Raw genomic sequence first — 21,339 nt, 5'->3', positions numbered from 1 at the left:
CACCTTTCCCTGCTTAAACACGCGCTGCCAGCATCCGCCTCATGAAATACCGAGGTTAACGCGCCGAGCGCGTGAACCAGCCCGACCGGCATCGAGCGGACGCGGACCTGTCCACCCGCAAAAGTCGAAGCGATGTCGGCGATATCCTGCATGGTGACAGCTCGGTCCCATCCGATGTCGATCCGCTCGCCGTCGGCGATGTCCGCGTCGACCGCGGCGGCCAGGTAGACGGCGAGATCGGAGGTGAGAACGAAGGTCAGCGGGACGGTCTTGGTGCCGAACCACGTGAGGCGCTTCTTCTCGAACGGGTCTCCTCCCATCTGGGTGATCTGGTCGAGAAAAGCGCCGGGGCGAAGGGCGACAAACGGGACACCCAGTTCCTCCAGCTTGTCTTCCGTGAGTTTTTTGTGCCAGAAATGCGCGACGTTCGGTGTCTGGTCTGAGGTGAGGATGCTGACCAGAATGAATCGCCTGACACTCGTCCGGCTCGCAGCGACGGCGAGGTTGGTGTTGCCTGTGGTGTCGATTTCCAAGGCCCGTTTGTCGCGGCGGGTGTACCCGGCCGCAGAGGTGATAACGGCGTCGACCCCTGTCATTGCGGCGATGAGGGAGTCAAGGTCGAGCATGTCGCCGCGGGCAATCTCGACACCTTTGGCCTCGAGCTTGCTCGGGTCCGATCCTGGCCGGACCAACGCCCGGACGCTCTTTCCCCTTGCTAGCAGTTCATCGACCACTTTGCCGCCGACATGGCCGGTGCCGCCGACGACGAGGACCGGTTTGGTGTCAGTCATGGAGTGCTCCTTCGTGCAGGGACGAAGACCAAGCCTCGCTCGGCCAGTCCGGTGACAAGGCTCTTATAACTCAGTTCGAGACCCTCCGAATATATCGCGCAGTGGATTGCTCGGCGAGACACGCGATACGGACATCTCGGACCACCGCCCTTACGGCAGCTATTACAGGTAGCTCCTCACGCTGGCGCGAAGAGCGTCAGCGTGTTCGTAAATGTCTTCAAGGGAGCCGATGGGAACACGCCGCTCCTCTTTGTGTTCGTCGAAGAGTCCGATGTACTTCTGTGTTCGGTTGAAATGCAGGCGCGCTATCGGCCTGCGGTTATTGTCATCTAGAAGTACGGCGAAGTACGACTTGGAGTCGCGCTGGAAGACCCTTGAGGGCTTTACATCGCTGCAAACGATCGCCCGGACAATCTGGTAGCCCTCGATTTCTTCGAGCGTGGTTTCAATACCATCGGATTCGGCGAGGTCGGATTCAACGACCGGCTCACTCGTCACCTTCGCAAGAATTGCCGAATCGTCGACTTGGGTAAAGGTCTGAGAACCGAGGGCTTTCTTAAGACGTTCATTAGCTTGGTCATTGAGGAACTGCTTCGATGCCTTTTTGACGAGCGACGTGAACTGTTCGCGCACACGCTGCGTATAAGGGCCGGTGTACACCCGTGTGGTCAAAAACTTGACCCACTCGTCTTCAGGTTCGCGGAACTGGGCAGCCAGTGTCCGTTTTAGCTCGCCGATGTATTTCAGTTCGCCAGCGGCGTTGATGATCGAGTCAAGATCGAAGACATCTTTTGAGAGTTTCTGGAGTTCCGGCAAGAGCGAATCATCAATGTCATTGAGATCCAGCACCAAGAACGGCTTTTCGTCCATACGGTTCGGAGCATCGAGATCAGTAAAAAACTGATACACCTCGCCGTTTGTGAGTATGGCGATCCGCGCATTTGTGACTGCAAAATAGCGGAACAGTTGAGAAGCGTGTTCGATCCTTACTGGTCCGATGGACTTCTTGCACTCGATGAGGATCTGTATCTCGCCATCCTTCACGATGGCGTAGTCAATCTTCTCGCCTTTCTTGATCCCTACATCCGCTGTGAACTCCGGCACGACCTCCAGCGGGTTGAAAACGTCGTAGCCGAGGATCGTTGAGATGAACGGCATGACGAATGCGTTCTTCGTTGCTTCCTCGGTCTGAATAGCCTCGCGCTGCTGACGCACCTTTGCGGCAAGCGCCGAGAGCCGTTCTGCAAATTCCATGTGTCCCCCTTGACCAATCCCGACATTGAGCCAACCGTAGACCAGCGGCAGTAAGAGATCACGGAAGTTGGGCGTGTCTGCTTACATGCCACTTAAGCCGAGCAGCCCCTCACCAATATCCCGCCCGATCCGCCGCAACAGTTCCGGCGACAACACAGGATCCTTCGAAGAGTCCCGGTCCGTGTAGTCCGCCAGCGTGTAGACCCGCGAGAGCGACATCTCGGACCACCGTTCCCGAGGCAGCAACGAGCGGCCCGCGACAGCGATGATCGGTCGGGCGCCCGAGCAGCGTGCGACGGCGGCAGGCAACTTTCCGGCGAGGCTCTGATGACGACGTCGCAGGTCCCCTTCCGGGTGTCGAAGTCCAGGAGGTCCAGGAAGTAGTCCGCCCCGGAGACCTGAGAAGCGCCAAGCAACAGGCACGCGAAGCCGATCCCACTGGCGCTTCCAGCGCCGGAATGCTCGGAAAAGGAAGCCACATCCTCAAACCCACCCGAAGCAAACACAGAGACAAAGTGCGTCAGACCGGCGTCGAGCGCTGTGACATCCGCGAGTGAAGCGCCCTTCTGCTGACCGAACACCGCAGGCGCACCGTCCGGCCCGCACAGCGGGTTGCGCACGTCGCTCGCAACAATCAGTTCCGTCTCAGCCAGCCCGGGAAGCAACGCCCCCGAGAACGAATGAACAAAGCCAGGGTCCGCCCGTTGCCCTCAAAGAACAGCCGGAAGCATCGAGGAAGCGGAAGCCCAGGGTGGTGAGCATGCCCATTCTTCCGTCGGTGCTGGTGCTGGCGCTGCCGCCTAGCGCCAGTAGTGCGAGCGATGGCCGGGTTGTCTGGGTGTTCGGGGTGCTGGCCCCCAAAAAAGTCCGGCTTTTTCTCAAGATTTTTCGCCCGGGTGCGGTTCTCCGGCCTAATAATGTCAGTGGTCCCTGCGAGGCTTTTCTTATGAACGGCAATCAGGGAACGCAGCTGATCGGGACGGGCGCGCCGGTCGAGGCCAGAGTTCCAGATGCTGCCGTGCCGGATGTCCGGGTGCAGAACCTGATCGATGCTGTGCACTCGCTTTGGCCAGGCCTCGATAGTACTGAACTGATAAACCAGTTGCGCGTCCTTGAGGATTTGAAGTCGGCGGCCGCGGCTGCGCAGGCCCGGATCGCTGTCGTGTTCGATGCCGCCCAGCGCAGCGCCGACGCGGCGGCCGGTGTTCCCGCCGACGAGCAGGGTCGCGGCGTCGGAGCCCAGATCGCCCTGGCCCGGCGGGAGTCACCGGTCCGCGGATCCCGGCTCCACGGCCTGGCCAAAGCGCTCGTGAGCGAAATGCCGCACACCCTCGCTGCCCTCGAGTCAGGACAACTGAGCGAATGGCGGGCGACCCTGCTCGTGAAGGAAACAGCCTGCCTGAGTGCCGAAGACCGCTGCGCCGTGGACGAGGAACTCGCCGCCGACACCGGAGTCTTCGACGGCGCCGGGGACAAGGCGATCATCGCGGCGGCCAGGACCGCGGCCTACCGGCGGGACCCCCGCTCCGTCACCCAGCGTGCCAGCCACGCGTCGGCCGAGCGACACGTCAGCCTGCGCCCGGCCCCGGACACCATGACCTACCTGACCGCCCTGCTTCCCGTCGCCCAGGGCGTCGCCGTGCACACGGCCCTGACCCGGCACGCCGACACCCTCCGCTCCCCCGGGGAGACCCGGACCCGCGGACAGATCATGGCCGACACCCTCGTCGAACGCACCACCGGCACCCCCGCAGGCATCACCGGTGTCGAGGTCCAGCTCGTCATGACCGACCGCACCCTGTTCCAAGGCGATGCCGAACCCGCTCGCCTTCCCGGCTACGGCATCGTCCCCGCAGCCTGGGCACGGACGATGCTCACCGGCAGCAGCGGCAACATCGAACACGGCCAGTCCGGGCAGCCCCAGGATCTGAAGCTCTGGCTCCGGCGCCTCTACACCGCCCCCGGGACCGGGGAGCTTGTCGCCGCCGATTCCCGTGCCCGGCTCTTCCCGGCGGGCATGGGGCGCTTCATCCAGGCCCGCGACGACACCTGCCGGACACCCTACTGCGACGCGCCCATCCGGCACTTCGACCACATCATCCCCTGGCACGACGGTGGCACAACGAGCCTGACGAACGGGGCGGGCCTGTGCGAAGCCTGCAACCACACCAAAGAACTCACCGGCTGGACAACACGAACCAAGACAACAACACGCCCCGGGACACGGCATGTCCTCGACATCCGCACCCCCACCGGACATACCTACCGATCAACAGCCCCGCCCCTGCCAGGAACGCAACTGAACGGAGACCCGCCTGTCATGGCGGCGCACTATTTCGGGGACCTGTTTCGCACGCGCCACGGACAGGAACTACGCCAACCAGCCTAGGCACGCTCACACACGACCAGCCGTGTACTGGTAGTGCCTGCGGTCAGAACGTACCGCCTCCCGTTTCGCCCAAGGGGTACTCGCGCTGAAGTTCGGCCACCTTCGGATCGTGCTCGTCAGCTCCGTAGTCCGAGTTCCGGGTGATGTCCTTTCCGTCGGGGAGCTTCATTGCGCGGAAGACCAACGAGAGTACGGCAGCAACGATGAGGTTGATCGCGAACGCCACGACGGCGATGTAGACCTGCACGTTGGTGCCCGGGATGGCGGCGATGGAGCCGCCGAAGTTGGCCTTCGTCACGGGGTTGACCACGTTGTACGCCGCTACGGTGCCGTAGATGATCCCGGCCGCCCAGCCTGCGAAGAGCGCCCAGCGGTGGAACCAACGGGTGTACAGTCCTGCCACGATCGCGGGGAAGGTCTGCAGGATCCAGATGCCGCCGAGGAGCTGCATATTGATGGCGGCCGACTGGTCCATCGCGATTACGAAGATCAGCGCCCCGAACTTCACCACGAGGGAGGCGATCTTAGAGACCTTCGCTTCCTGCCGCGGGTCGGCGTCGGGCCGGATCAGGTCGCGGTAGATATTGCGGGTGAACAGGTTGGCGGCAGCGATCGACATGATGGCGGCGGGGACCAACGCGCCGATGGCGATAGCCGCCAAGGCGATCCCGGCAAACCATGCGGGGAAGTTGTCCAGGAACAACTGCGGAACCACCAGTTGCGGATTGACGGCACCGTTCAGGTCAAGGGGCTTGGTGCCCGCAGAGATGGCCGCGTAACCAAGAAGGGCAAGGAATCCCAGCATCAACGAGTACAGCGGGAGAACCGCGGCGTTCTTGCGGATGGTGTTCCTGCTCTTCGTCGCCAGGACCCCGGTGACCGAGTGCGGGTACATGAACAACGCCATGGCCGAGCCAAGGGCCAGCGTCCAGTACGCCGAGTAGCTGGCGGCACCCGGGATGAAGACGCCGGCCGGCTTGCCTGTCGCCGGGCTGATGGCGTCGAGTTTCGTCTGGGCCGCACCGAAGATGTTGTCCCAGCCCCCGAACTTGATCGGCAGGTAGATCACAGCAACGATGACAGCGAGGTAGATCAGGAGATCTTTCACGACGGCGATGAGCGCCGGCGCCCGAAGGCCCGAGGTGTAGGTGTAGGCGGCCAGGACCACGAAGGCGATGATCAGCGGAAGGTCAGTCAGCAGCACATTCTGCGCGCTGCCGAGCCCCAACACCGTGAGAACGGCTTTGATGCCGACCAGTTGCAGCGCGATGTAGGGCATGGTCGCGACAATGCCAGTGAGCGCCACCGCAACCGTCAGTGCCCTGCTGCCATAGCGCCCGCCAACGAAGTCAGCCGGCGTGACGAACCCATGCCGGTGCGAGACCGACCACAAACGGCTCATCAACAGGAACACGATCGGGTAGAGCACGATTGTGTACGGGACCGCGAAGAAACCGCTCACGGCGCCAGTGGCCCACATCGCCGCCGGCACCGCCACGAACGTGTATGCCGTATAGAGGTCCCCGCCGAGAAGGAACCACGTCACCCAGGTTCCGAAACCGCGTCCGCCGAGGCCCCACTCATCGAGACTGTGCAAGCCCGTCTCCTTGCCAGCGCGCCAGCGCGCGGCGAAGAAGCCCAGGACAGCCACCAGGATAAAGAGGACGACGACGACGGTGAGCGCGACGCCGTTGACGGGCCGGTCCGTTGTGGTCGCCAGCGGGACGGTGAGCCCGCTCATTGTTCCCGATCCTCAGCGCGCGCGCCGCGTGCGGCCTCGCGGCGGCGACGGTCCTCCTTGGTAACCAGCCAGTAGGAGACGCCCACCATTCCCGCCGTGATCGGGACCCACAGCATTTGGTACCAGTAGAAGAACGGCATGCCAGCGAGCCGCGGCTGATCAATCGAATACACCGGGACAAGCAGCGGAACCAGAATGGCGATGGCCAGCAGGATTCCGGCCACAATATACGGACCGGGCCGTGCTGGCCCCCGGGTCGGCACATCGGGAGATGACATGGACGCCTCCTCATAGAGACGGCCCCCGGAGCGGGATGGGCTTCCCGGGACGTGCCGGTGGCCTGACAGACCGTACAGTACCGGTCCACCAACAGAATAGATTCTGGATTAATTCTTTGACAGGGGAAGTGGTCCCGTTTTTTGACGCGCGCTCAGCACTGGAACAGCGGAGGGCGGCCACCGATGCCGGTGACCGCCCCTGCTAAATAGGATCTGGCTAGCCGTCGGGATCCTTCGCAGCCGGCTGGCTGCTGGAACCGGACCCGGAACCGATCACGCTGTGCTGGGGTTCGGGCATCTTCGAGTCAGCACCGTTCACTGATTGCCAGATGGACTTGTTGAACAGTTGCTCATCGATCTTGTCTTCGGTGGCAGTGTCCTGGGTGGCCACCTGGGGGGCCATCGGAGCGTTCGCCCCGTTGACGGTGGTCATGTCATAGCTGGGCTTGAGCGCGGTGTACGGCGTGTTATCAGGCTTGGCTGTGAACGACGCGTTCATGGGAGTGGCGAACGCATCGAACTGGGTCAGCGGGCCGATGCCAGCGATGAGGCCGATGGTGCGGACCATCGAAGCCGTGCTGTAGAAGGTGGAATCGACTTTCCCGGTCTGGGTATAGGGGCTGATGGCCAGTGCCAAGGTGCGGTGCGCATCCACGTGGTCCGGGCCGTTCTGCGCGTCATCCTCCGTGACGAAGATGGCGGTGTCCTTCCAAGCAGAAGAGTGGGACACGGTGTCCACCAGCTTGCCGAGCGCGTAGTCGTTATCCGCGACGTAGGCCTTCGGCGTGGGGGCGCCAACGCGGGTGGCCTGGGTGTGGTCATTGGGCAGCCGGACGAACTGGACCGTGGGAACCGTTCCGGATGTCACTTGGGACTGGAAGTCCTTGGCCCATTCTTCAATACGTGGAGTACCGCAGCCAGGCTTCAGCGGCACGAACGATCCCGCCGAATCAGGGCAGTTCAGGTCGTAACCGTGGTAGTTGTGGTCGGTCTGCGCATCCAGAATGGGGTCCGCGGCGTTGAACGTGCCAGCGTTGTTGGAAACGTAGAAGCCGTAGTTGCGGAAACTAACGCCTGCCTTGGCGAGCCGCTGCCAGACATACGTGTTGTCGGGCTGTTGGGCCGCGATTTCAGGGGCATTTCCTTCGCTGGGATACGGCGCCTTGCGGCCAGAATAGTTGGCCGGCCACATCTGCTCTGCGTACGGGTTCGAGTTGGCAGAGGCCACCCAGTTCCAACCGTTGGCGCTGACTTCAGCATCGGCGTAGAAGTTGTCAATGGTGGTGAACTTCTTGGAGAGGGCCCGCATATTCGGCGCAGACTCGTCGCCGAAGAGATTCAGCGAAGGATCTCCATTGCCCTTGCCGATGCTTCCAAGCACCTGGTCGTAAGTGCGGTTTTCCTTGACAACGTAGATCACGTGTTTGATGGGACTCTCTTGACCAGGTTGGCGCGGGATGATGTTGCCACCGGCGGTGTCCGGACGGTTGTTGTTTTTGACCTGCTCGGTGGCCTTCTGCAACTGGCCGCCCTCCGGAACGCTGAAACTGCTCAGCGTGCCAACGATCATCGATCCGCTGTATTGGTTTTCGGCGGCCGGTGCGGTTGACTCCGGGTTCGGGTGGCCAGGTCCGTTGTTTGGTCCGGCGCCCAGCCCCTTCGCGTTGGTGACATGCAATGTCCCGCCGCTGAAGGCCAACGAACTCGGGTACCAGCCGACAGGCACCACGCCGGCCACTGCGTTCTGGGCAAGATCGACGACGGCGACGTCGTTGTTACCGGAGTTGCTCACGAAGAGGCGGTGCCCGGCTTCGTCCAGGGCAAGTCCGGTGGGATTGGTTCCCACCGGTGCGCCCTTTTCAGGTGCGACGCTGACACTCGAGCTTGTGCCGGCGGCGGTATCGACAACCGAGACGGTGTCGTCGTCGCCGTTGGCGACGTAAAGCGTGCGGCCGTCCTTCGACAGGACGGACTTGTTGGGGTGGAGACCCACCGTGACGGTGCGGGAAACCTTCGGTTCGGCGCCTGTGATGTCCACCGTGGAGAGGTCCGAGGCGCCCTGGTTGGTGACGAACGCCTTCGTGCCATCCGGGGAAACCGTGACCGAAAGCGGCCGGTGACCGGCCGGCGTCGTCGAGACATTGCCAGTGGAGAGGTCGACGACGGACACGGCGTCAGCGAGCTGATCTGCGACAACTAGCCGCTTACCGTCGGGCGTGATCGCCAATCCGGCCGGGAAGAGGTTGAGTGCCTTGCCCGCGGGCGTCGTGGTGGGAAGCTGGATGGGCGCACCTTCTGCCAGTTTGCCGCCGGAGTAGCTGTAGGTCCGGATCTTGGAGTTTGCTGCTGCGCTGGCGTAGAGCTTGGTGCCGTCGGGGCTCCACGCCAAGCCCATGTAGAGGGATTCCGGGGACTTGTAGGAGATGGTCTGGTCTACCTCGTGGTCTGATAGATCGACGAGTTGCAGTGACTGCGTACCTTGACCGTTGTTGGTGACCGCGAGCCTCTTGCCGTCGGGCGAAATGGCGGAGTTGAGCGGGAGGTCTCCGAGTGAGGTCTGCTGTCCTGTTGGCGTGACGCGCATGCCGATTGACGTGACTGCCGTTCCGTCCTCGTGGGGGCCGGCGATCGTGGAAACCGCCGCGAACGCGGCGCCGCCGACGAGCACACAAGACAATGTTCCGATGATGACCGGGATTGTTTTGAATTTCATGGTCCCAAAGCTAGGAGCCGTGAAACACGTTGGCCCGACTCACAGGGAACCATCAGCTAAATCATCAGTGAACTGATGAAGCCGGGCGCTGGACAGTGTGGCTTCGCCAAGGGCGACGATCCAGTTTCATCGTCCAACCCCGCCGGGGTCTAGGCTCGGCCTCATGACAGCTGACAAACCGATGCCGCAGGATCCGATGCAGGACCCGCAGCGAAGGGGTCCGACGTCGCACGCCGGGTCCGGTGCCGAGGGCAGCTTCCGGAGTGAGTTGAAGCGCGGGGAGGACGTCATCGACCCGACGACTTTCGCCGGTTCGCTTCCCCAGGATCGCGGCATCGCCCCGCGTATTCGGATCAGCCCCAGCAAGTGGTTCAATCTGCTCTGGTTGATCCCCATCGGCTTCGTGCTGCTCATCGTCGCGGTGGCCGTCGCGAAAGGGATCCGGGGGTTGCCCCCCGTCGAGTCGTTCCTGAAGACCTATCCGGGAGCCTCAAAGCTACCGTATGACGCCCCCGCGGGGTTTCCCGCCTGGCTGGGGTGGCAACACTTCCTCAACATGTTCTTCATGATCTTCATCATCCGTTCCGGTGCACAGATACTTACGGATCACCCGCGACTGTATTGGACACGGCATTCGACGCCGGGACGGGATTGGTTCCGGGTACAGAAGCCAGTACCCGAAGATCCTTTGTGGACGGCTAAGAAGGATTCGATCAGCCTCCCTCAGCAGGTCGGCTTGCCGGGCTTCGGCACTCGATCGGACTCGCGCGCTGGTGGCACCTTGGGATAGACACGCTATGGCTGGTCAACGGAGTCGTCTTCTTCGTGCTGCTGTTCGCGACGGGCCAGTGGATGCGCGTGGTCCCGCTGAGCTGGGACGTCATCCCCAACTCGATATCGGTTGCCATCCAATACCTCTCCTTGGAATGGCCGGCCGAGAGCGGATGGACCAACTACAACAGCCTGCAACTGATCGCCTACTTCATCACGATCTTCATCGCCGCACCCCTGGCCCTCATCACCGGGCTAGGCATGTCCCCGGCACTCTCCACGCGTTTTCGGCGCATCAGCTCGGTCTTCAACATTCAGATGGCACGTTCCTTGCACTTCCTGGTGCTGTGCTGGTTCCTGTTGTTCATCGTCCTTCACGTGGCTCTGGTTCTCACTACCGGGGCGCTGGAGAACCTCAACCACATGTACGCGGGGCGCAACGACCAGTCCTGGACGGGGTTCTGGATTTTCGCTGCCTCGATGGTGGTCATCATCGTCGGTTGGGTCGCCGCTACTCCGCTCACCATTCGGCATCCGCGGCTCATCCAGAGGGCCGGTTACGCCCTGATCGGCCCGGCACAGCGGTTGTTCGAGCACATCGACTCACGCCCGGGGCAGTACACGGAGAAGGACATCTCGCCGCGCCTCTGGCTGAATGGCCAGTATCCCGAATCCGAAGAGTACAAGAATCTCTTTGACAACCATTTCCGGGACTACCGCTTGCGCATCAACGGGCTCGTGGGCAATCCGGTCGAGTTGAGCCTCGCCGAGCTGCGAGCAATGGATTACCACGAGCAGATTACGCAGCACTTCTGCATCCAGGGCTGGTCGGGAGTAGCCAAGTGGGGAGGGGTGTCGATGCAGGCCATCCTCGGCTTGGTCAAGCCGACACCTGAAGCAAAGTGGGTGGTGTTCTATTCCTTGGGTGAGGGACCGGATGAGGGCGACTACTACGATGCGCATCCGATCGAGCAGATGGGCTATCAGCTCACCATGCTCGCCTACGACCTGAACGGTGCGCCGCTTTCGTACGGACACGGGGCGCCACTTCGGCTGCGCAACGAGGTGCAGCTCGGCTTCAAGATGGTCAAATGGATCAAGGGCATCGAATTCGTTGAGAACTTTTCCGACGTGGGCGGCGGCTTCGGCGGCTACAACGAAGACCATGAATTCTTCGGATACCGGCAGTCGATCTGACGGATCCAGAGCGCGGACTCGTCGTAAATCGCCCTCCTAGCCGTTATGAGTTGCTGCTGAAAACATGTCATCGATCGCCTTGGCCAGCTCCGGCGTGTGGTCTAGGAAGCCCATGTGTCCGCCAGGTACAGTCCGGCGACTGGTGCCAGCATGGGAAGCTATCCACTCGGCGGCTTCTACGAAGAATGGTGCTGCCTGCCTGCTCGGCACTGAGCACGGCCAGTGGCACCGTCAGTTCTGCCAAGGCCGCCGGTTCAGGCCGCCAAGACGCAAAGGCACCCAACTCCCCTTCAAGTAGGACCCTGGCGTTGTTCCGGACTGATTCGAGGAAGTCTGGCGGCAAGAGGGCAGCGGCATCCCCTGCCGCGAACCTGACGAAGGCCTCGGCACCGCCCGCAAACCCTCCGGCCTCCATGCCGGCTGCAATAACAGGTTGCACTGTGGCCATGGCGCCATCGGGATTGGCGAGAACGCCCCCGGTTCGTGCAGAACTGCGCCGGAAAAGAGCTTGGGAGCCTTCAGTACGGCAGCCAGTGTTATCAGTGCCCCGGTGCTGTTTCCAAACACAGCGCATGGCTCGATCCCGAGCGTATCCAGAAGGGCAACAACGTCGGCGGCGTGCTGCTCAACCGAGGTCTTCTCCCAATCCTGTTGCCGGGGGCTGCGAGCGTTGTTCCTGCGGTCGTAGGAGATGACCCTGTGGTTTTCGGCCAATAGCTGGGCCAGATCGGAGTACTGCCGGGCGTCGCCGGCAGTGCCGGGGACCAGGAGGACTGGCGACCCGTGGCCTGTTACCTCAACGTGAATCGTGGTGCCGTTGGTCTCTACCAGGGCTGCTTGGTTCGGACGGGGCCGGGCCGGAAGTAGACATCAATGCCGCGGCGGCGAGGGAAGGGGTCTTGAAACTTCTTGATAGGGAATTTCATGCGGTTTTCATTCATGCAGTGCCACCGCGTGATGAACGCCTGGGGGTGCTGACCCTGGAAACGGAACCGATGGGTGTGGCTGTTCCGTCGGGTAGCCCGCTGGCAAGGTTGACGGCGATCAGTCCTACGGACCTCAGCGGGCAGGCATTGATCTGGTTGCATCGCGACGGCGACCCCGACGTCCGCGAGCATGTACTGGGTTTGACGATGGATGGCGCCATGATCCCTGGCCCACACCGCTGGTCGCCCAGCATTGCAACCAGCATGAGCCTGGTGGCTGCCGGGCTTGGTGTGTCCTTTAAAACGCCGCATCAGGTGGTGCCCGGTGATCCGCCCGGCGTCGTGTGGCGCCCGTTTGCCGGAGTGGCATATCCCGTGCCCACGGTACTTGTCTGGCTCCGGAGCGACGCCTCGCCCCTGACCACTCGGCTGGTCGCGCAGGCCCGGCTTCACGTGGCTAAGTCAGCGTACGCAGTGATTCCGAGGCGCCATTTAGCCCTCCAGCTCACCTCGCCGGAATCTCAACTCGCGCAGGGCGCCTCGGAGCGGTGACCCGGTGAACGGTAGAGCCTCCAACTTGACCTTTCCAGAAGCTGACAGGGCCAGTGCATTGGCGGCGGTGGCCGCGCGTTGTGGCAGGCCGAGGGTCGCCGCGAAATCGGCCCAGTGCTTCCCTTTGAGATTTTTGGTTTTCCCGGACACCGGCAGCGCGAGCGAGTTGTCTCCGTACAGCAAGGTGCATGGAATGTCGTAGATCGGGGCCATGACGAAACCTCTGTGCTGGCCCCCGAGGATTGAGAGATTCTTGGCATGGAGGTCGCCGTTCCCTGTCAGCCAAGCAAAGACGAACTGTAGATACAGATTGCGCCTCGCCACGAGTGGGGCTTTGCACCGCCCAGCCAGCGCAGCAGCGACCTCCTCGGATGTCACGGAATACTTGGAAGCCGGTGGCAGGCCCATCGCCTGGGCTCCGTCTTCCATGGGCAGGCGCACCCAGGAGCGGTCCTTGTCCTGGACGCGGTCGAAGCGTTCCACTAGCAACCCAGGCAACCCGTGCATGTCCGTGATGATACGGCTCTTGGCTACGGGGATCTTGAGGTCCTTGGCGGCGGAGAGGTGCACTGCTTCGTTTGCCAGCAAGTGTGCGTGGTTGGGCGGGTCGAGTTTCAGCAGATACCGTTGTCCCCTGAGGGACAGCGGTGTGGTCAGCATGGAGGCACTTGCCTTGTCCTGCACGCCGGGGATGGCATGGCGGTCCACCGCGTTGGCGAGGGCGGCGAAGTCCAGTTCCTCGGGCCTGGATGTGTCGGCAAGGGGTGGCGGTTCCCTTGGAATTTCCCCGGCAGGGACAACTTGGACGTCTCCCGGCGCATCGGCTCCGACTGCGAGCAGGAGGGTGAGTTCGTCGTCGAGGCTGGTTTTGGTGGCGTCCCTGAGCACGCTCAGCCGGTGCCCCTCCGGCAGCAGGCCCGCGAAGAACGGCGGAAGAGCGCCAGCGGGAGTCTCGACGGGAAGGTCTGTCAAGGGCAATGAACTGGCAACCGCGGGCAGGCCGGAAGTCAGGTACTCCGCCACATAGGAAAAACTGACCCCGCCGTGGCCAGTGCGGACAAGGTGACCCGCCAGGACGCCGCCTTTGTGAACGTCCGCTGCACGAACGAACTTGAACTCCTCGAAATCGTCGACCATCAGGCCGCCGCCAAGTGCAGGCCGACGGCGTTGGCTACCGCCACGACGGCCCCCAGCGAAGGATTCCCGGTGGCCGTCTCAATCGCCCGCACGGTCCTTTCGGAAGTCCCGGCAAGGTCGGCAAGGTCCGCTTGCGTGATTCCGGCCTCTTTGCGTGCTTTCCGTATGGTAGCCGCAATCGCCGCTAGGTCTTCCACGAGTCTCCGATGATCCGGCACGATGTTGCCGATTTGGCAGTTTTCTAGGTCCATTCTGAAGCATTTTGCCAAAATCGGCAAGATGCTGCCGAAAGTGATGATTTTGGCTGCTGAGAGGCTGCTAAAACTTCAATTCGGCAAGATCCTGCCGATTCCTCCCCATCCGGCTCGCCCCTGCAAGCTACGTCCCCGCCAGCCATTCCGGCTCGAAGTCCGGATGGTCAGAGTAGGGCAGCGCGAGGGCATTCAAAGATTTCGTGGTCCATTCGATCGATTCCGGGATCCACTGCGGGGTATCCCCAAGCGTGCCGCGAACCATCGTGGCCAAGGCCGTCTGCCGTGCGGATTCTACGATCCTGAGCAGCCTTCTCTTTGATTCGCATTCCAGGAGGAGGCGCCGCTCGTACCATTTGCCCGCCTCGGAGACGGAACGATCGCCGAGGAGTCTCCGCGCCGCAGCCTCGTCCTCGTCCAGGCGGTCCGAGAGGAAATCGACGATATCCACAAATTGAGCGTACGCGTCCGTTGCGGCCGCGGAAATGCCTGCATTCGCTAGGCGGGGTCTGCTTGCTTTTCGCGTTGGAGCTCGACGGCGGGAGCGGCAGCGGGGGACGACGCGACGGCAGCGGCCCGGGCTGAAACCGGGACGGCAGCGGCGGCTCGGGCGGCAACAGGGATGTTGACGTGGGGAATCGCGGCAACGTGGGGGAGGGCGTTGAAGTGGCTCCGGGACATGCTGCCGAACTCGTAGGCGGTCTCGGCGTGCTCGGACAGGTCCACTCCGGCGAGCTCCGCCTCGTGGCTGACCCGGAATCCGACGGTCTTGTGGATCACAAGGGCAATGATTGCTGTCATGATTCCAGACACTGCAAGGGTGACAAGAATGGCGACGATCTGCGCCACGAGCTGCTGGAGTCCGCCGCCGTAGAACAATCCCCCACCCTTGCCGTTGACGGGTAGCGCGATGAATCCGAGTGCGAGCGTGCCGACAAGCCCGCCACCAAGGTGGACGCCCACGACGTCGAGGGAGTCATCGAAGCCGAACTTGTGTTTCAGGTCGACAAACACGGCGCAGGCGGCGCCGGCCACCAGCCCCAGGCCGAGGGCTGCGGCGGGAGCCACGTTGGCACAGGCGGGGGTAATAGCGACGAGGCCGGCGACGACGCCGGATGCGGCGCCCAAGGACGTGGGGTGGCCGTGCCGGATCTTCTCGGTGACCAACCAGCTGAGCATTGCCCCGGCCGGGGCTACGAGGGTATTGACCCAGATCAAGCCGGCTTGCGCCGACGTCGTGGCCGCGCCGGCATTGAAACCGAACCAACCGAACCACAGGAGGCCGGCGCCAAGCATGATGAAGGGGAGGTTGTGCGGGCGGTGGTTCGGATCTTTTCCAAAGCCGTGGCGCTTGCCGAGGATCAGCGCCAGGACGAACGCGGCAGCGCCGGAGCTGATCTCCACTACTGTGCCGCCGGCGAAGTCAATGACCTGGCCGAAGACCGAACTGATGGCTCCGCCGGGGCTTAGGAGGCCGCCTCCCCAGACCATGAAAGCCAAGGGGCAGTACACCAGGGTGATCCAGATGGGCACGAAGATGACCCAGGATGAGAATTTGGCGCGATCGGCGATGGCGCCGCTGATCAGGGCCACGGTGACGATGGCGAAGGTGGCGCTGAAGCCGAGCTTGATGAGATCGGTGGAACCAACCAGGTCCGCCGAGCCGAAGCTGCTGAACGGATTGCCGAAAATCCCCAGGACACTCTTGCCGCTGATCATCGAGTAGCCCCACAGGATCCACACGGCGCCTACGATGCCCGCGGAGATGAAGCTCATCATGATCATGTTGAGGGAGGCCTTGGCCCGCGTCATGCCACTGTAGAAGAGGCCGAGCGCCGGAGTCATGAGCAGTGCAAGTGCCGCCGACACCATTACCCAAACGTTTTCCGCAGTGATATTCACGTGCGTTTCCCTTCTTATCGGAATGCCTTAGGAGGACCGCCGCAGCTTGGTCCCGTTCTTCCCCTGCTCAATGTTTCCGGTTCCGTGTTTCAAGCAATGCGAGGAAAAATTGCGGGGACGTTACATAACTTGCCTGGGCGTGAAGAACGCATGACGGGCATGTTTCGGGAATGTTAACGCCGCCCGGGCGCAGACGAGTGGCCGCCCGGGACAGGCGCCAAAGATCCCAGTGATTCCGCGGATTCCTGGGCCAATCGAGGTGAAATCCTTCCATTCCGCCCGAAATCCGGACATTTCTTCCACGTGAACGGCGGCTCACCTCCCCTCGATGCCATGTTTCAGCCGAATGCTGGCGCGTCACGGGCACCGGGCGCACACTTAGCCTGTGAAGCCGTTTCTCCTGCTCGCATCTCGCGCCGAAGACGCCGCCGCCGAGGAAGAGTACCAGGCGTATCTTCGTTTTGGAGGGCTCGTTCCCGAAGAGCTACAACGCATCCGAATGGAGGCGACGCTCCTGCCACCGCTTGAGCTCTCCGACTATTCCGGCGTGATTGTGGGTGGCAGCCCCTTCACTTCGAGCGACCCGCCGGAGCACAAGAGTCTGGTCCAGAAACGGGTGGAGAAAGAACTCGCGCAGCTGCTGGACACGATTGTTGCCGCCGACTTTCCCTTTCTGGGGGCCTGCTATGGGGTAGGAACCCTGGGGCTTCACCAAGGAGCAGTCATTGACCGTACCTACGGTGAAGGACTCGGCGGGGTAACCATCAAACTCACAGCGGAGGGCCTCCAAGACCCGCTCCTCCAAGGCATGTCCGAGCGCTTTGTCGGCTTTACCGGCCATAAGGAAGCCTGCACGGTCCTGCCAGGACACGCGGTGTTGCTTGCCAGCTCGGCCGCCTGCCCGGTGCAGATGTTCCGGATCAAGAGGAACCTTTACGCCACACAATTCCATCCGGAGCTCGACGCCGAGGGGCTCGTCACGCGGATCGACACGTATCGCCACGCCGGATACTTCCCGCCCGAGGCTGCTGAACAGCTGATGGCAGACGCCCGGAAGATCACGGCTACCGAACCGATGAAGATCCTCGGCAACTTTGTCCGCCGATACGCGATTCCCCAATAACGTCGGAGGAATGAAGCACAATGGGCCCATGACTTTTGCAAATGTGGGAAGCCTTGGCACGAAACCCGGCCAGCGCGACGCCGTCGTCTCTATCCTGCTCAGACCGAAACCGGAGCTCCGGTGCGCGGGCTGCCTGCTCTGCGAGGTGGGCATCAACGAAGAATCGCCGGACACAGTCTTTGTTTGCGAACTATGGGAATCGGCAGAAGCGCACCAAGGATCGCTGCAGCTGGACAGCGTCCGGGCCGCCATAGCTGAGGCAATGCCACTGCTGTCCGGAGAGTTGGGCGGCACCCGGTTCACGGTATTGGGCTCACCGCTCCGAAACCCCTGATATTCATCCAGGCGACACGTGGCTGACGGACAGGATTTTCATAGCTCTTACATAGCTGCAGTAGCTACGGTTGGTTCATTATGGAAGAGCGAGAGCCCCGTCGTCCCGGCCAAGGGTCCAGACGAAAGAGAAGTCGGTGGAACAGCTGGAGTCCCCGCCGACGTCGATCGGCCTTGCTGACAGCCTTCGCGGCCATTCTTGCCCTGACCCTGACCGCCACGGTCTACTCTGCCGCGCACGCCCGCTCATCCCTCCCACATAAGGTATCGGCGATGGCGAGCGCCACGCCGTCGGCAGCTGTTCCAGCCGCAACCCCGTCGACGGCGGCCACGACGACGACCGCCGCACCGTCGTCGACGACGGCCGAGGAGCCGACTGCCGCTCCAGCCGTCGCAGCTCCCGCAGCCGCTGCGCTGGCTACGGGCGTGACCCCCGCCTTGGACGCCGAGATCAACGGCATCATCGACGCGAACAGCCAGTACCAGGTCGGCGTCACCCTGATCGACTTGTCCAATGGCTCAAGCCATCAGTACGGGGTCCAGGCGCCATTCGAGGCAGCAAGCACCGCCAAGGTCCTGGCTGCCGCCGCGTACTATCACCTCGTCGAAACGAACGCCGTGTCGCTTGACGATCCCTTGGGCGAGTACACAGCCGGATTCCAGATCAAGGAGATGATCCAGGACAGCGACAACGACTCCTGGTCCTTGGTCATGGACGCTGTCGGCTATTCGGAACTCCAATCCTATGCCGCATCGATCGGCGTCAGCTATGACCCCATGAACAACACTCTGACTCCAAGCGAAATGGCCAGCATCATGGCCGGCCTCTACGGCGGGAAGCTCCTGAACCAGCAGGACACAGCACAATTGTTGTCCTACATGCAGAACACGAACTACGAATCACTCATCCCCGCCGCGGTGCCGGCCGGGGTCACTGTTTTCCACAAGTACGGACTGCTCGACGACGAACTCCACGACGCCAGCATCCTCACCAACGGCACCAACTCCTACGCGTTCGTGGTCTACACCAAGGGTCAGGACGAGAGTGATATCCCTGCCCGCACCGACATCTTCCACCAGCTCACCCAGGCTGTGGTGAACGGCCTGTTCTAAAGGGACGTCGGCCTATCTTCAGCATCACGACGCCGGCCGTGCAGTCAGACTGACTGTACGGCCGGCGTCGTTGTTCCCTTTGGGCGCTGAGCGCCTGTCGCGATGCTTGCTATATATACCTCCCTTCTACATAGGATCCGGCCAATTGCCGATGATTCGACCGGTTGATGTCTTCGTGGCACAGATTGCGTGGTTGCTACGGCACCGGTGTTGCGCCTGTGTCTGGTCTTGCATGGTCTTCTCCTGACTGAAACTTGGTCTTGCGCTGTTTAGCGCAGGTGGTCGTGCCTGCCATGGAGGCAGGGGCGACCTGTTCAGTCGGGAGTTGACCCCGGATCGAATGCAGGTTCGGCTGCGGGGGCTTGCCCGCCATCGGGGACGGGGCCGCTGCGGAAGGGCGGTGCCAGTGCACGTTGCTCCGGGAGGTCTGCCGCACCGTAGGCGGCCGAGCCGCCTTGCGATTCCGGCGTCGAGCCAGACTCTTGTGGGGGCGCGGCCGGAGGGACCTGTTTGCCGGGCGGAGGGCCTCCCGGAACCGGCGACATTTCCGTCGTCGCCAGCATTGCCGGGGGCAGGACAACAAGATCGGCCAGAAGGAATCCGGGGATGCTTGTGCTCGTTGCCGTTCCGCGGCCGGCGGCCGGCGAAAGCGTGCCGGTACGGAGGGATATGGGATCAGTCGCCGCGAGTGCGCCGGCTCCGGTCCTAGCCCTCAACGGAACGGCAGGGACCGCGCCGACTGGAAGGCCTATTCCTGGAGGATCCAGGACCCCGGACAAAGGCGGCAGCGGGGGCGGCACTGAAGGCAGTTGCGGTACCGAAGGCAGTTGGGGTACCGAAGGCAGCCCGGACAATGCCGGAATTGTTCCGACCGCCGTATCAACCAAGGAACTCGCGGGATCGGTGAGTCCGGCGACAAGAGGAGCCACCGTCGAGCCAGGCAGTTGGTTGACCACGGTCCCGGGAACAGCAGCCACTTGCGTCGGACTTGGAATGACGGACGACAGGCCGTGAGCCACGGGCCCGATCGGGTCGGGCAAGGGGGCCGGGGGCAGCGAAACCGATGACAGCGGAATGGTCGGAACTGAGGAAACGGCGGGCACAGCCGGAATCGCCGGCAGGACGTCTGTGGCTTGCGAAGGACCTGCGAGCCACAGCGACCATGCCAATGCGCCGAAAACGGCGAGAAGAACGGGGCGCAACACAGAAGTGCCATGGCGCCCCAGAGACTCAGCCAAACACTCCACCTCCCCAGTGCGGTGTTTGCACACTAAGGTACGCCGGTCGTCGTCGGCAGTCCATAGCTAAGCTTGCTTAGCGCCCGAATTCGGGAAATGTAGTCAGGTGGACCGCGGCGTCGACATCGGGGCGGAGATCACGGTCCTGGACGTCGGCGGGCAACGAAAGCCCGGCGTCGAAGGCCTTCCGGAACCGTGGACTCGCGAATTCTTCCCGTGTCTTGCCCTGCAGTCTGAGCGCCCGCGACGCGCAAAGGAGTTCGATGCCGACCACCGTTGAAAGCGCCCGCACGGTGGACTCCATGCGGGAGCTGGCCACGCTCGCGAAACTGGCATCTTCTTCGGCGCCCAGGGAGAGCACCACCGTTTGCAGGCTCACAGGCTGTGCATAGGCTCGGATTCGGCCCACCGCCGCGGCCGCTACGTATTCCAGCATCATGACGCCGGACTGGCCGGCGTCGTCGCCCGCAAGGAATCGGTGGAGCCCGGTGTACGCAGGATCGCACAGCAGGCTGATCCTCCGAAGGTTCGTTGCGCACGCCGCACCGATGGCCAGTTGCAGGGCATCCATGCGGCGGGCGAGGCTGGTCATCTGGAACAGGCCGTGATGGGCTACTCCATTGCTGCCATCCTCTGCGAAACCGTACACCAGCGGGTTTTCATGACCGGCCACCACCAAACGCTCCAAAAGAGTGCCGAGCGCGTCCAGCTCCTCCACCACTGAGCCGAGGGCCTGCGGCAGGGTGCGCAGGCAGTAGGGGTCCTGGATCCTCGCCGGTTCACCGCTTCCTTCCACGAGGCCGCGAAGCACCCCGGCCATTCCGGCGACTGCGGGCGAATCAGCTGCCCCCGCGACTTCAGGGCTCAATGCCTCGGGATTCCCGGACATTGCCGCGAAGGACAGGGCGCTCACCGTGGTCAGGTTTTCCACGAGTGTGGAGAGCCTTTGGTGGGCGAGTGCGGCCTGGGCGATCGTGAGCGCGCTAGAGCTGATGAATGGAAGCGCATCTTCGGTGGCCCACGTTTCCAGTGGTGCGGGGACCCGCCTGCCGTCTACCGTGGGGCGCTCGCCGAGGAGGGTGAGCGCCGTTCCCGCCAGCGCGGGCAGGTCCGCGGTGCCGATTCCACCGAATTCCCGCACCTCGGGCAAAGCGTCGGCGTTGAGCATGTCCATAACTGCGTCGGCCACGGACGGGTTGATGCCGGACGATCCCGCAGCAAGCTGGGAGAGCCTGATGACAAGCATCGCCCTTACGGTTTCCCGGTCAAGGACCCGTCCGGCGTCGACGGCATGGCTGCGCAAGAGGTTCAAGCCGTGAACGTTGGCGTCCGTGTTCGCGGCATCCAGCGCCACCGAGCGGTTGGCCCCGACGCCTGTGGACCGCCCGTAGACGGGCCGGGACAGCGCCGTCGCACGAGCGGACCGTTGGGATGCAGCCATCCGTTCAACCGCCGACGGCGCCAGCGTCACCTTTGTTCCGCCACCCGCCACGGCCGCGAGGTCGCTCAGGTGCAGCCGTTTGCCGTTGATTTCGATCATGGGAGTGATTCTTTCAAAGATGGACGGTTGGGGTGGTCGGGTCTGGTTAGCGGGTTTCTTCCATGGGGATGCGGACGCCGCGTTCGTGGG

The 21,339-nt window shown here is 62.8% G+C and carries 21 protein-coding genes; 7 read left to right on the top strand and 14 right to left on the bottom strand.

Going from position 1 to position 21,339, the window contains the following annotated elements; genetic code table 11:
• The 4 genes from AC4CS3_RS23480 to AC4CS3_RS23465 form a co-directional block, all read right to left on the bottom strand.
• Window positions 1-791 (bottom strand): NmrA family NAD(P)-binding protein (locus AC4CS3_RS23480; protein ID WP_490785463.1); only part of this gene is annotated, 791 nt, incomplete at its 3' end.
• 162 nt (window positions 792-953) lie between these two features.
• Window positions 954-2,045 (bottom strand): type I restriction endonuclease, encoded by a 1,092-nt coding sequence (locus AC4CS3_RS23475; RefSeq protein ID WP_490785462.1) that lies wholly within the window; start codon window positions 2,043-2,045, stop codon window positions 954-956.
• A gap of 92 nt (window positions 2,046-2,137) precedes the next feature.
• On the bottom strand, window positions 2,138-2,665 hold the full coding sequence (locus tag AC4CS3_RS23470) for a glycerate kinase (RefSeq protein ID WP_490785461.1): 528 nt from the start codon (window positions 2,663-2,665) through the stop codon (window positions 2,138-2,140).
• Between the two features lie 25 nt (window positions 2,666-2,690).
• On the bottom strand, window positions 2,691-2,906 hold the full coding sequence (locus AC4CS3_RS23465; RefSeq protein WP_490785460.1) for a glycerate kinase: 216 nt from the start codon (window positions 2,904-2,906) through the stop codon (window positions 2,691-2,693).
• Window positions 2,907-2,991: 85 nt separating this feature from the next.
• Between AC4CS3_RS23465 and AC4CS3_RS23460 the strand changes: the two genes are divergently transcribed.
• Window positions 2,992-4,434: an HNH endonuclease gene (locus AC4CS3_RS23460; RefSeq protein ID WP_490785459.1), complete on the top strand. Its 1,443-nt coding sequence runs from the start codon at window positions 2,992-2,994 to the stop codon at window positions 4,432-4,434.
• 43 nt (window positions 4,435-4,477) lie between these two features.
• On the opposite strand, the gene mctP is transcribed toward AC4CS3_RS23460, so the two are convergent.
• The 3 genes from mctP to AC4CS3_RS23445 form a co-directional block, all read right to left on the bottom strand.
• Window positions 4,478-6,175 (bottom strand): monocarboxylate uptake permease MctP, encoded by a 1,698-nt coding sequence (mctP, locus tag AC4CS3_RS23455; protein WP_490785458.1) that lies wholly within the window; start codon window positions 6,173-6,175, stop codon window positions 4,478-4,480.
• Window positions 6,172-6,453, bottom strand: a complete 282-nt coding sequence (locus AC4CS3_RS23450; RefSeq protein WP_490785457.1) for a DUF3311 domain-containing protein — start codon at window positions 6,451-6,453, stop codon at window positions 6,172-6,174. Before AC4CS3_RS23450 ends, mctP begins: the two co-directional genes overlap by 4 nt.
• Window positions 6,454-6,670: 217 nt before the next feature.
• Window positions 6,671-9,166 carry an alkaline phosphatase family protein gene (locus tag AC4CS3_RS23445; RefSeq protein WP_490785456.1) on the bottom strand — a complete coding sequence of 832 codons (2,496 nt, stop codon included), beginning with the start codon at window positions 9,164-9,166 and terminating at the stop codon, window positions 6,671-6,673.
• Window positions 9,167-9,329: 163 nt separating this feature from the next.
• On the opposite strand from AC4CS3_RS23445, the gene AC4CS3_RS23440 reads away from it, so the two are divergent.
• Both AC4CS3_RS23440 and AC4CS3_RS23435 read left to right on the top strand, forming a co-directional pair.
• Window positions 9,330-9,956, top strand: a complete 627-nt coding sequence (locus AC4CS3_RS23440) for a hypothetical protein (RefSeq protein WP_490785455.1) — start codon at window positions 9,330-9,332, stop codon at window positions 9,954-9,956.
• A gap of 35 nt (window positions 9,957-9,991) precedes the next feature.
• Window positions 9,992-11,134: a molybdopterin-dependent oxidoreductase gene (locus AC4CS3_RS23435; protein ID WP_490785454.1), complete on the top strand. Its 1,143-nt coding sequence runs from the start codon at window positions 9,992-9,994 to the stop codon at window positions 11,132-11,134.
• A gap of 231 nt (window positions 11,135-11,365) precedes the next feature.
• On the opposite strand, the gene AC4CS3_RS23430 is transcribed toward AC4CS3_RS23435, so the two are convergent.
• Window positions 11,366-11,902 (bottom strand): alpha/beta fold hydrolase, encoded by a 537-nt coding sequence (locus AC4CS3_RS23430; protein WP_490785465.1) that lies wholly within the window; start codon window positions 11,900-11,902, stop codon window positions 11,366-11,368.
• Here AC4CS3_RS23430 and AC4CS3_RS23425 point away from each other — a divergent pair.
• On the top strand, window positions 11,848-12,612 hold the full coding sequence (locus AC4CS3_RS23425) for a LysR family substrate-binding domain-containing protein (RefSeq protein WP_490785464.1): 765 nt from the start codon (window positions 11,848-11,850) through the stop codon (window positions 12,610-12,612). The two genes, AC4CS3_RS23430 and AC4CS3_RS23425, sit on opposite strands and share 55 nt — an antisense overlap.
• Here the strand turns inward: AC4CS3_RS23425 and AC4CS3_RS23420 are convergent.
• The 4 genes from AC4CS3_RS23420 to AC4CS3_RS23405 form a co-directional block, all read right to left on the bottom strand.
• Window positions 12,553-13,749 carry a type II toxin-antitoxin system HipA family toxin gene (locus AC4CS3_RS23420; RefSeq protein WP_490785453.1) on the bottom strand — a complete coding sequence of 399 codons (1,197 nt, stop codon included), beginning with the start codon at window positions 13,747-13,749 and terminating at the stop codon, window positions 12,553-12,555. The genes AC4CS3_RS23425 and AC4CS3_RS23420 overlap by 60 nt on opposite strands.
• Complete coding sequence (locus tag AC4CS3_RS23415) at window positions 13,749-14,000, bottom strand: helix-turn-helix transcriptional regulator (RefSeq protein WP_441414092.1); 252 nt, start codon at window positions 13,998-14,000, stop codon at window positions 13,749-13,751. Before AC4CS3_RS23415 ends, AC4CS3_RS23420 begins: the two co-directional genes overlap by 1 nt.
• A gap of 127 nt (window positions 14,001-14,127) precedes the next feature.
• Window positions 14,128-14,451 carry a DUF6221 family protein gene (locus AC4CS3_RS23410; RefSeq protein WP_437771522.1) on the bottom strand — a complete coding sequence of 108 codons (324 nt, stop codon included), beginning with the start codon at window positions 14,449-14,451 and terminating at the stop codon, window positions 14,128-14,130.
• A 47-nt stretch (window positions 14,452-14,498) separates the two neighbouring features.
• Window positions 14,499-15,902, bottom strand: coding sequence for an ammonium transporter (locus tag AC4CS3_RS23405; RefSeq protein WP_490785452.1), 1,404 nt, complete (start codon window positions 15,900-15,902; stop codon window positions 14,499-14,501).
• A 385-nt stretch (window positions 15,903-16,287) separates the two neighbouring features.
• Between AC4CS3_RS23405 and AC4CS3_RS23400 the strand changes: the two genes are divergently transcribed.
• From AC4CS3_RS23400 to AC4CS3_RS23390, 3 genes are all read left to right on the top strand, one after another.
• Complete coding sequence (locus tag AC4CS3_RS23400; RefSeq protein WP_490785451.1) at window positions 16,288-17,025, top strand: glutamine amidotransferase; 738 nt, start codon at window positions 16,288-16,290, stop codon at window positions 17,023-17,025.
• 28 nt (window positions 17,026-17,053) lie between these two features.
• Window positions 17,054-17,359 (top strand): putative quinol monooxygenase, encoded by a 306-nt coding sequence (locus AC4CS3_RS23395; protein WP_490785450.1) that lies wholly within the window; start codon window positions 17,054-17,056, stop codon window positions 17,357-17,359.
• Window positions 17,360-17,532: 173 nt separating this feature from the next.
• Window positions 17,533-18,471 (top strand): serine hydrolase, encoded by a 939-nt coding sequence (locus AC4CS3_RS23390; RefSeq protein WP_490785449.1) that lies wholly within the window; start codon window positions 17,533-17,535, stop codon window positions 18,469-18,471.
• A 314-nt stretch (window positions 18,472-18,785) separates the two neighbouring features.
• On the opposite strand, the gene AC4CS3_RS23385 is transcribed toward AC4CS3_RS23390, so the two are convergent.
• Together AC4CS3_RS23385 and AC4CS3_RS23380 are read right to left on the bottom strand one after the other, a co-directional pair.
• Window positions 18,786-19,709, bottom strand: a complete 924-nt coding sequence (locus AC4CS3_RS23385) for a hypothetical protein (RefSeq protein ID WP_490785448.1) — start codon at window positions 19,707-19,709, stop codon at window positions 18,786-18,788.
• A 76-nt stretch (window positions 19,710-19,785) separates the two neighbouring features.
• Entirely contained in the window at window positions 19,786-21,249 is a 1,464-nt protein-coding gene (locus AC4CS3_RS23380; protein ID WP_490785447.1) for an aromatic amino acid ammonia-lyase, read from the bottom strand.
• Between the last annotated feature and the right edge of the window lie 90 nt (window positions 21,250-21,339).

The organism is Arthrobacter sp. SE2, from assembly GCF_058244265.1.
The sequence above is the reverse complement of the archived record's forward strand: the minus strand, read 5'-3'. Positions and strand labels throughout refer to the sequence as shown.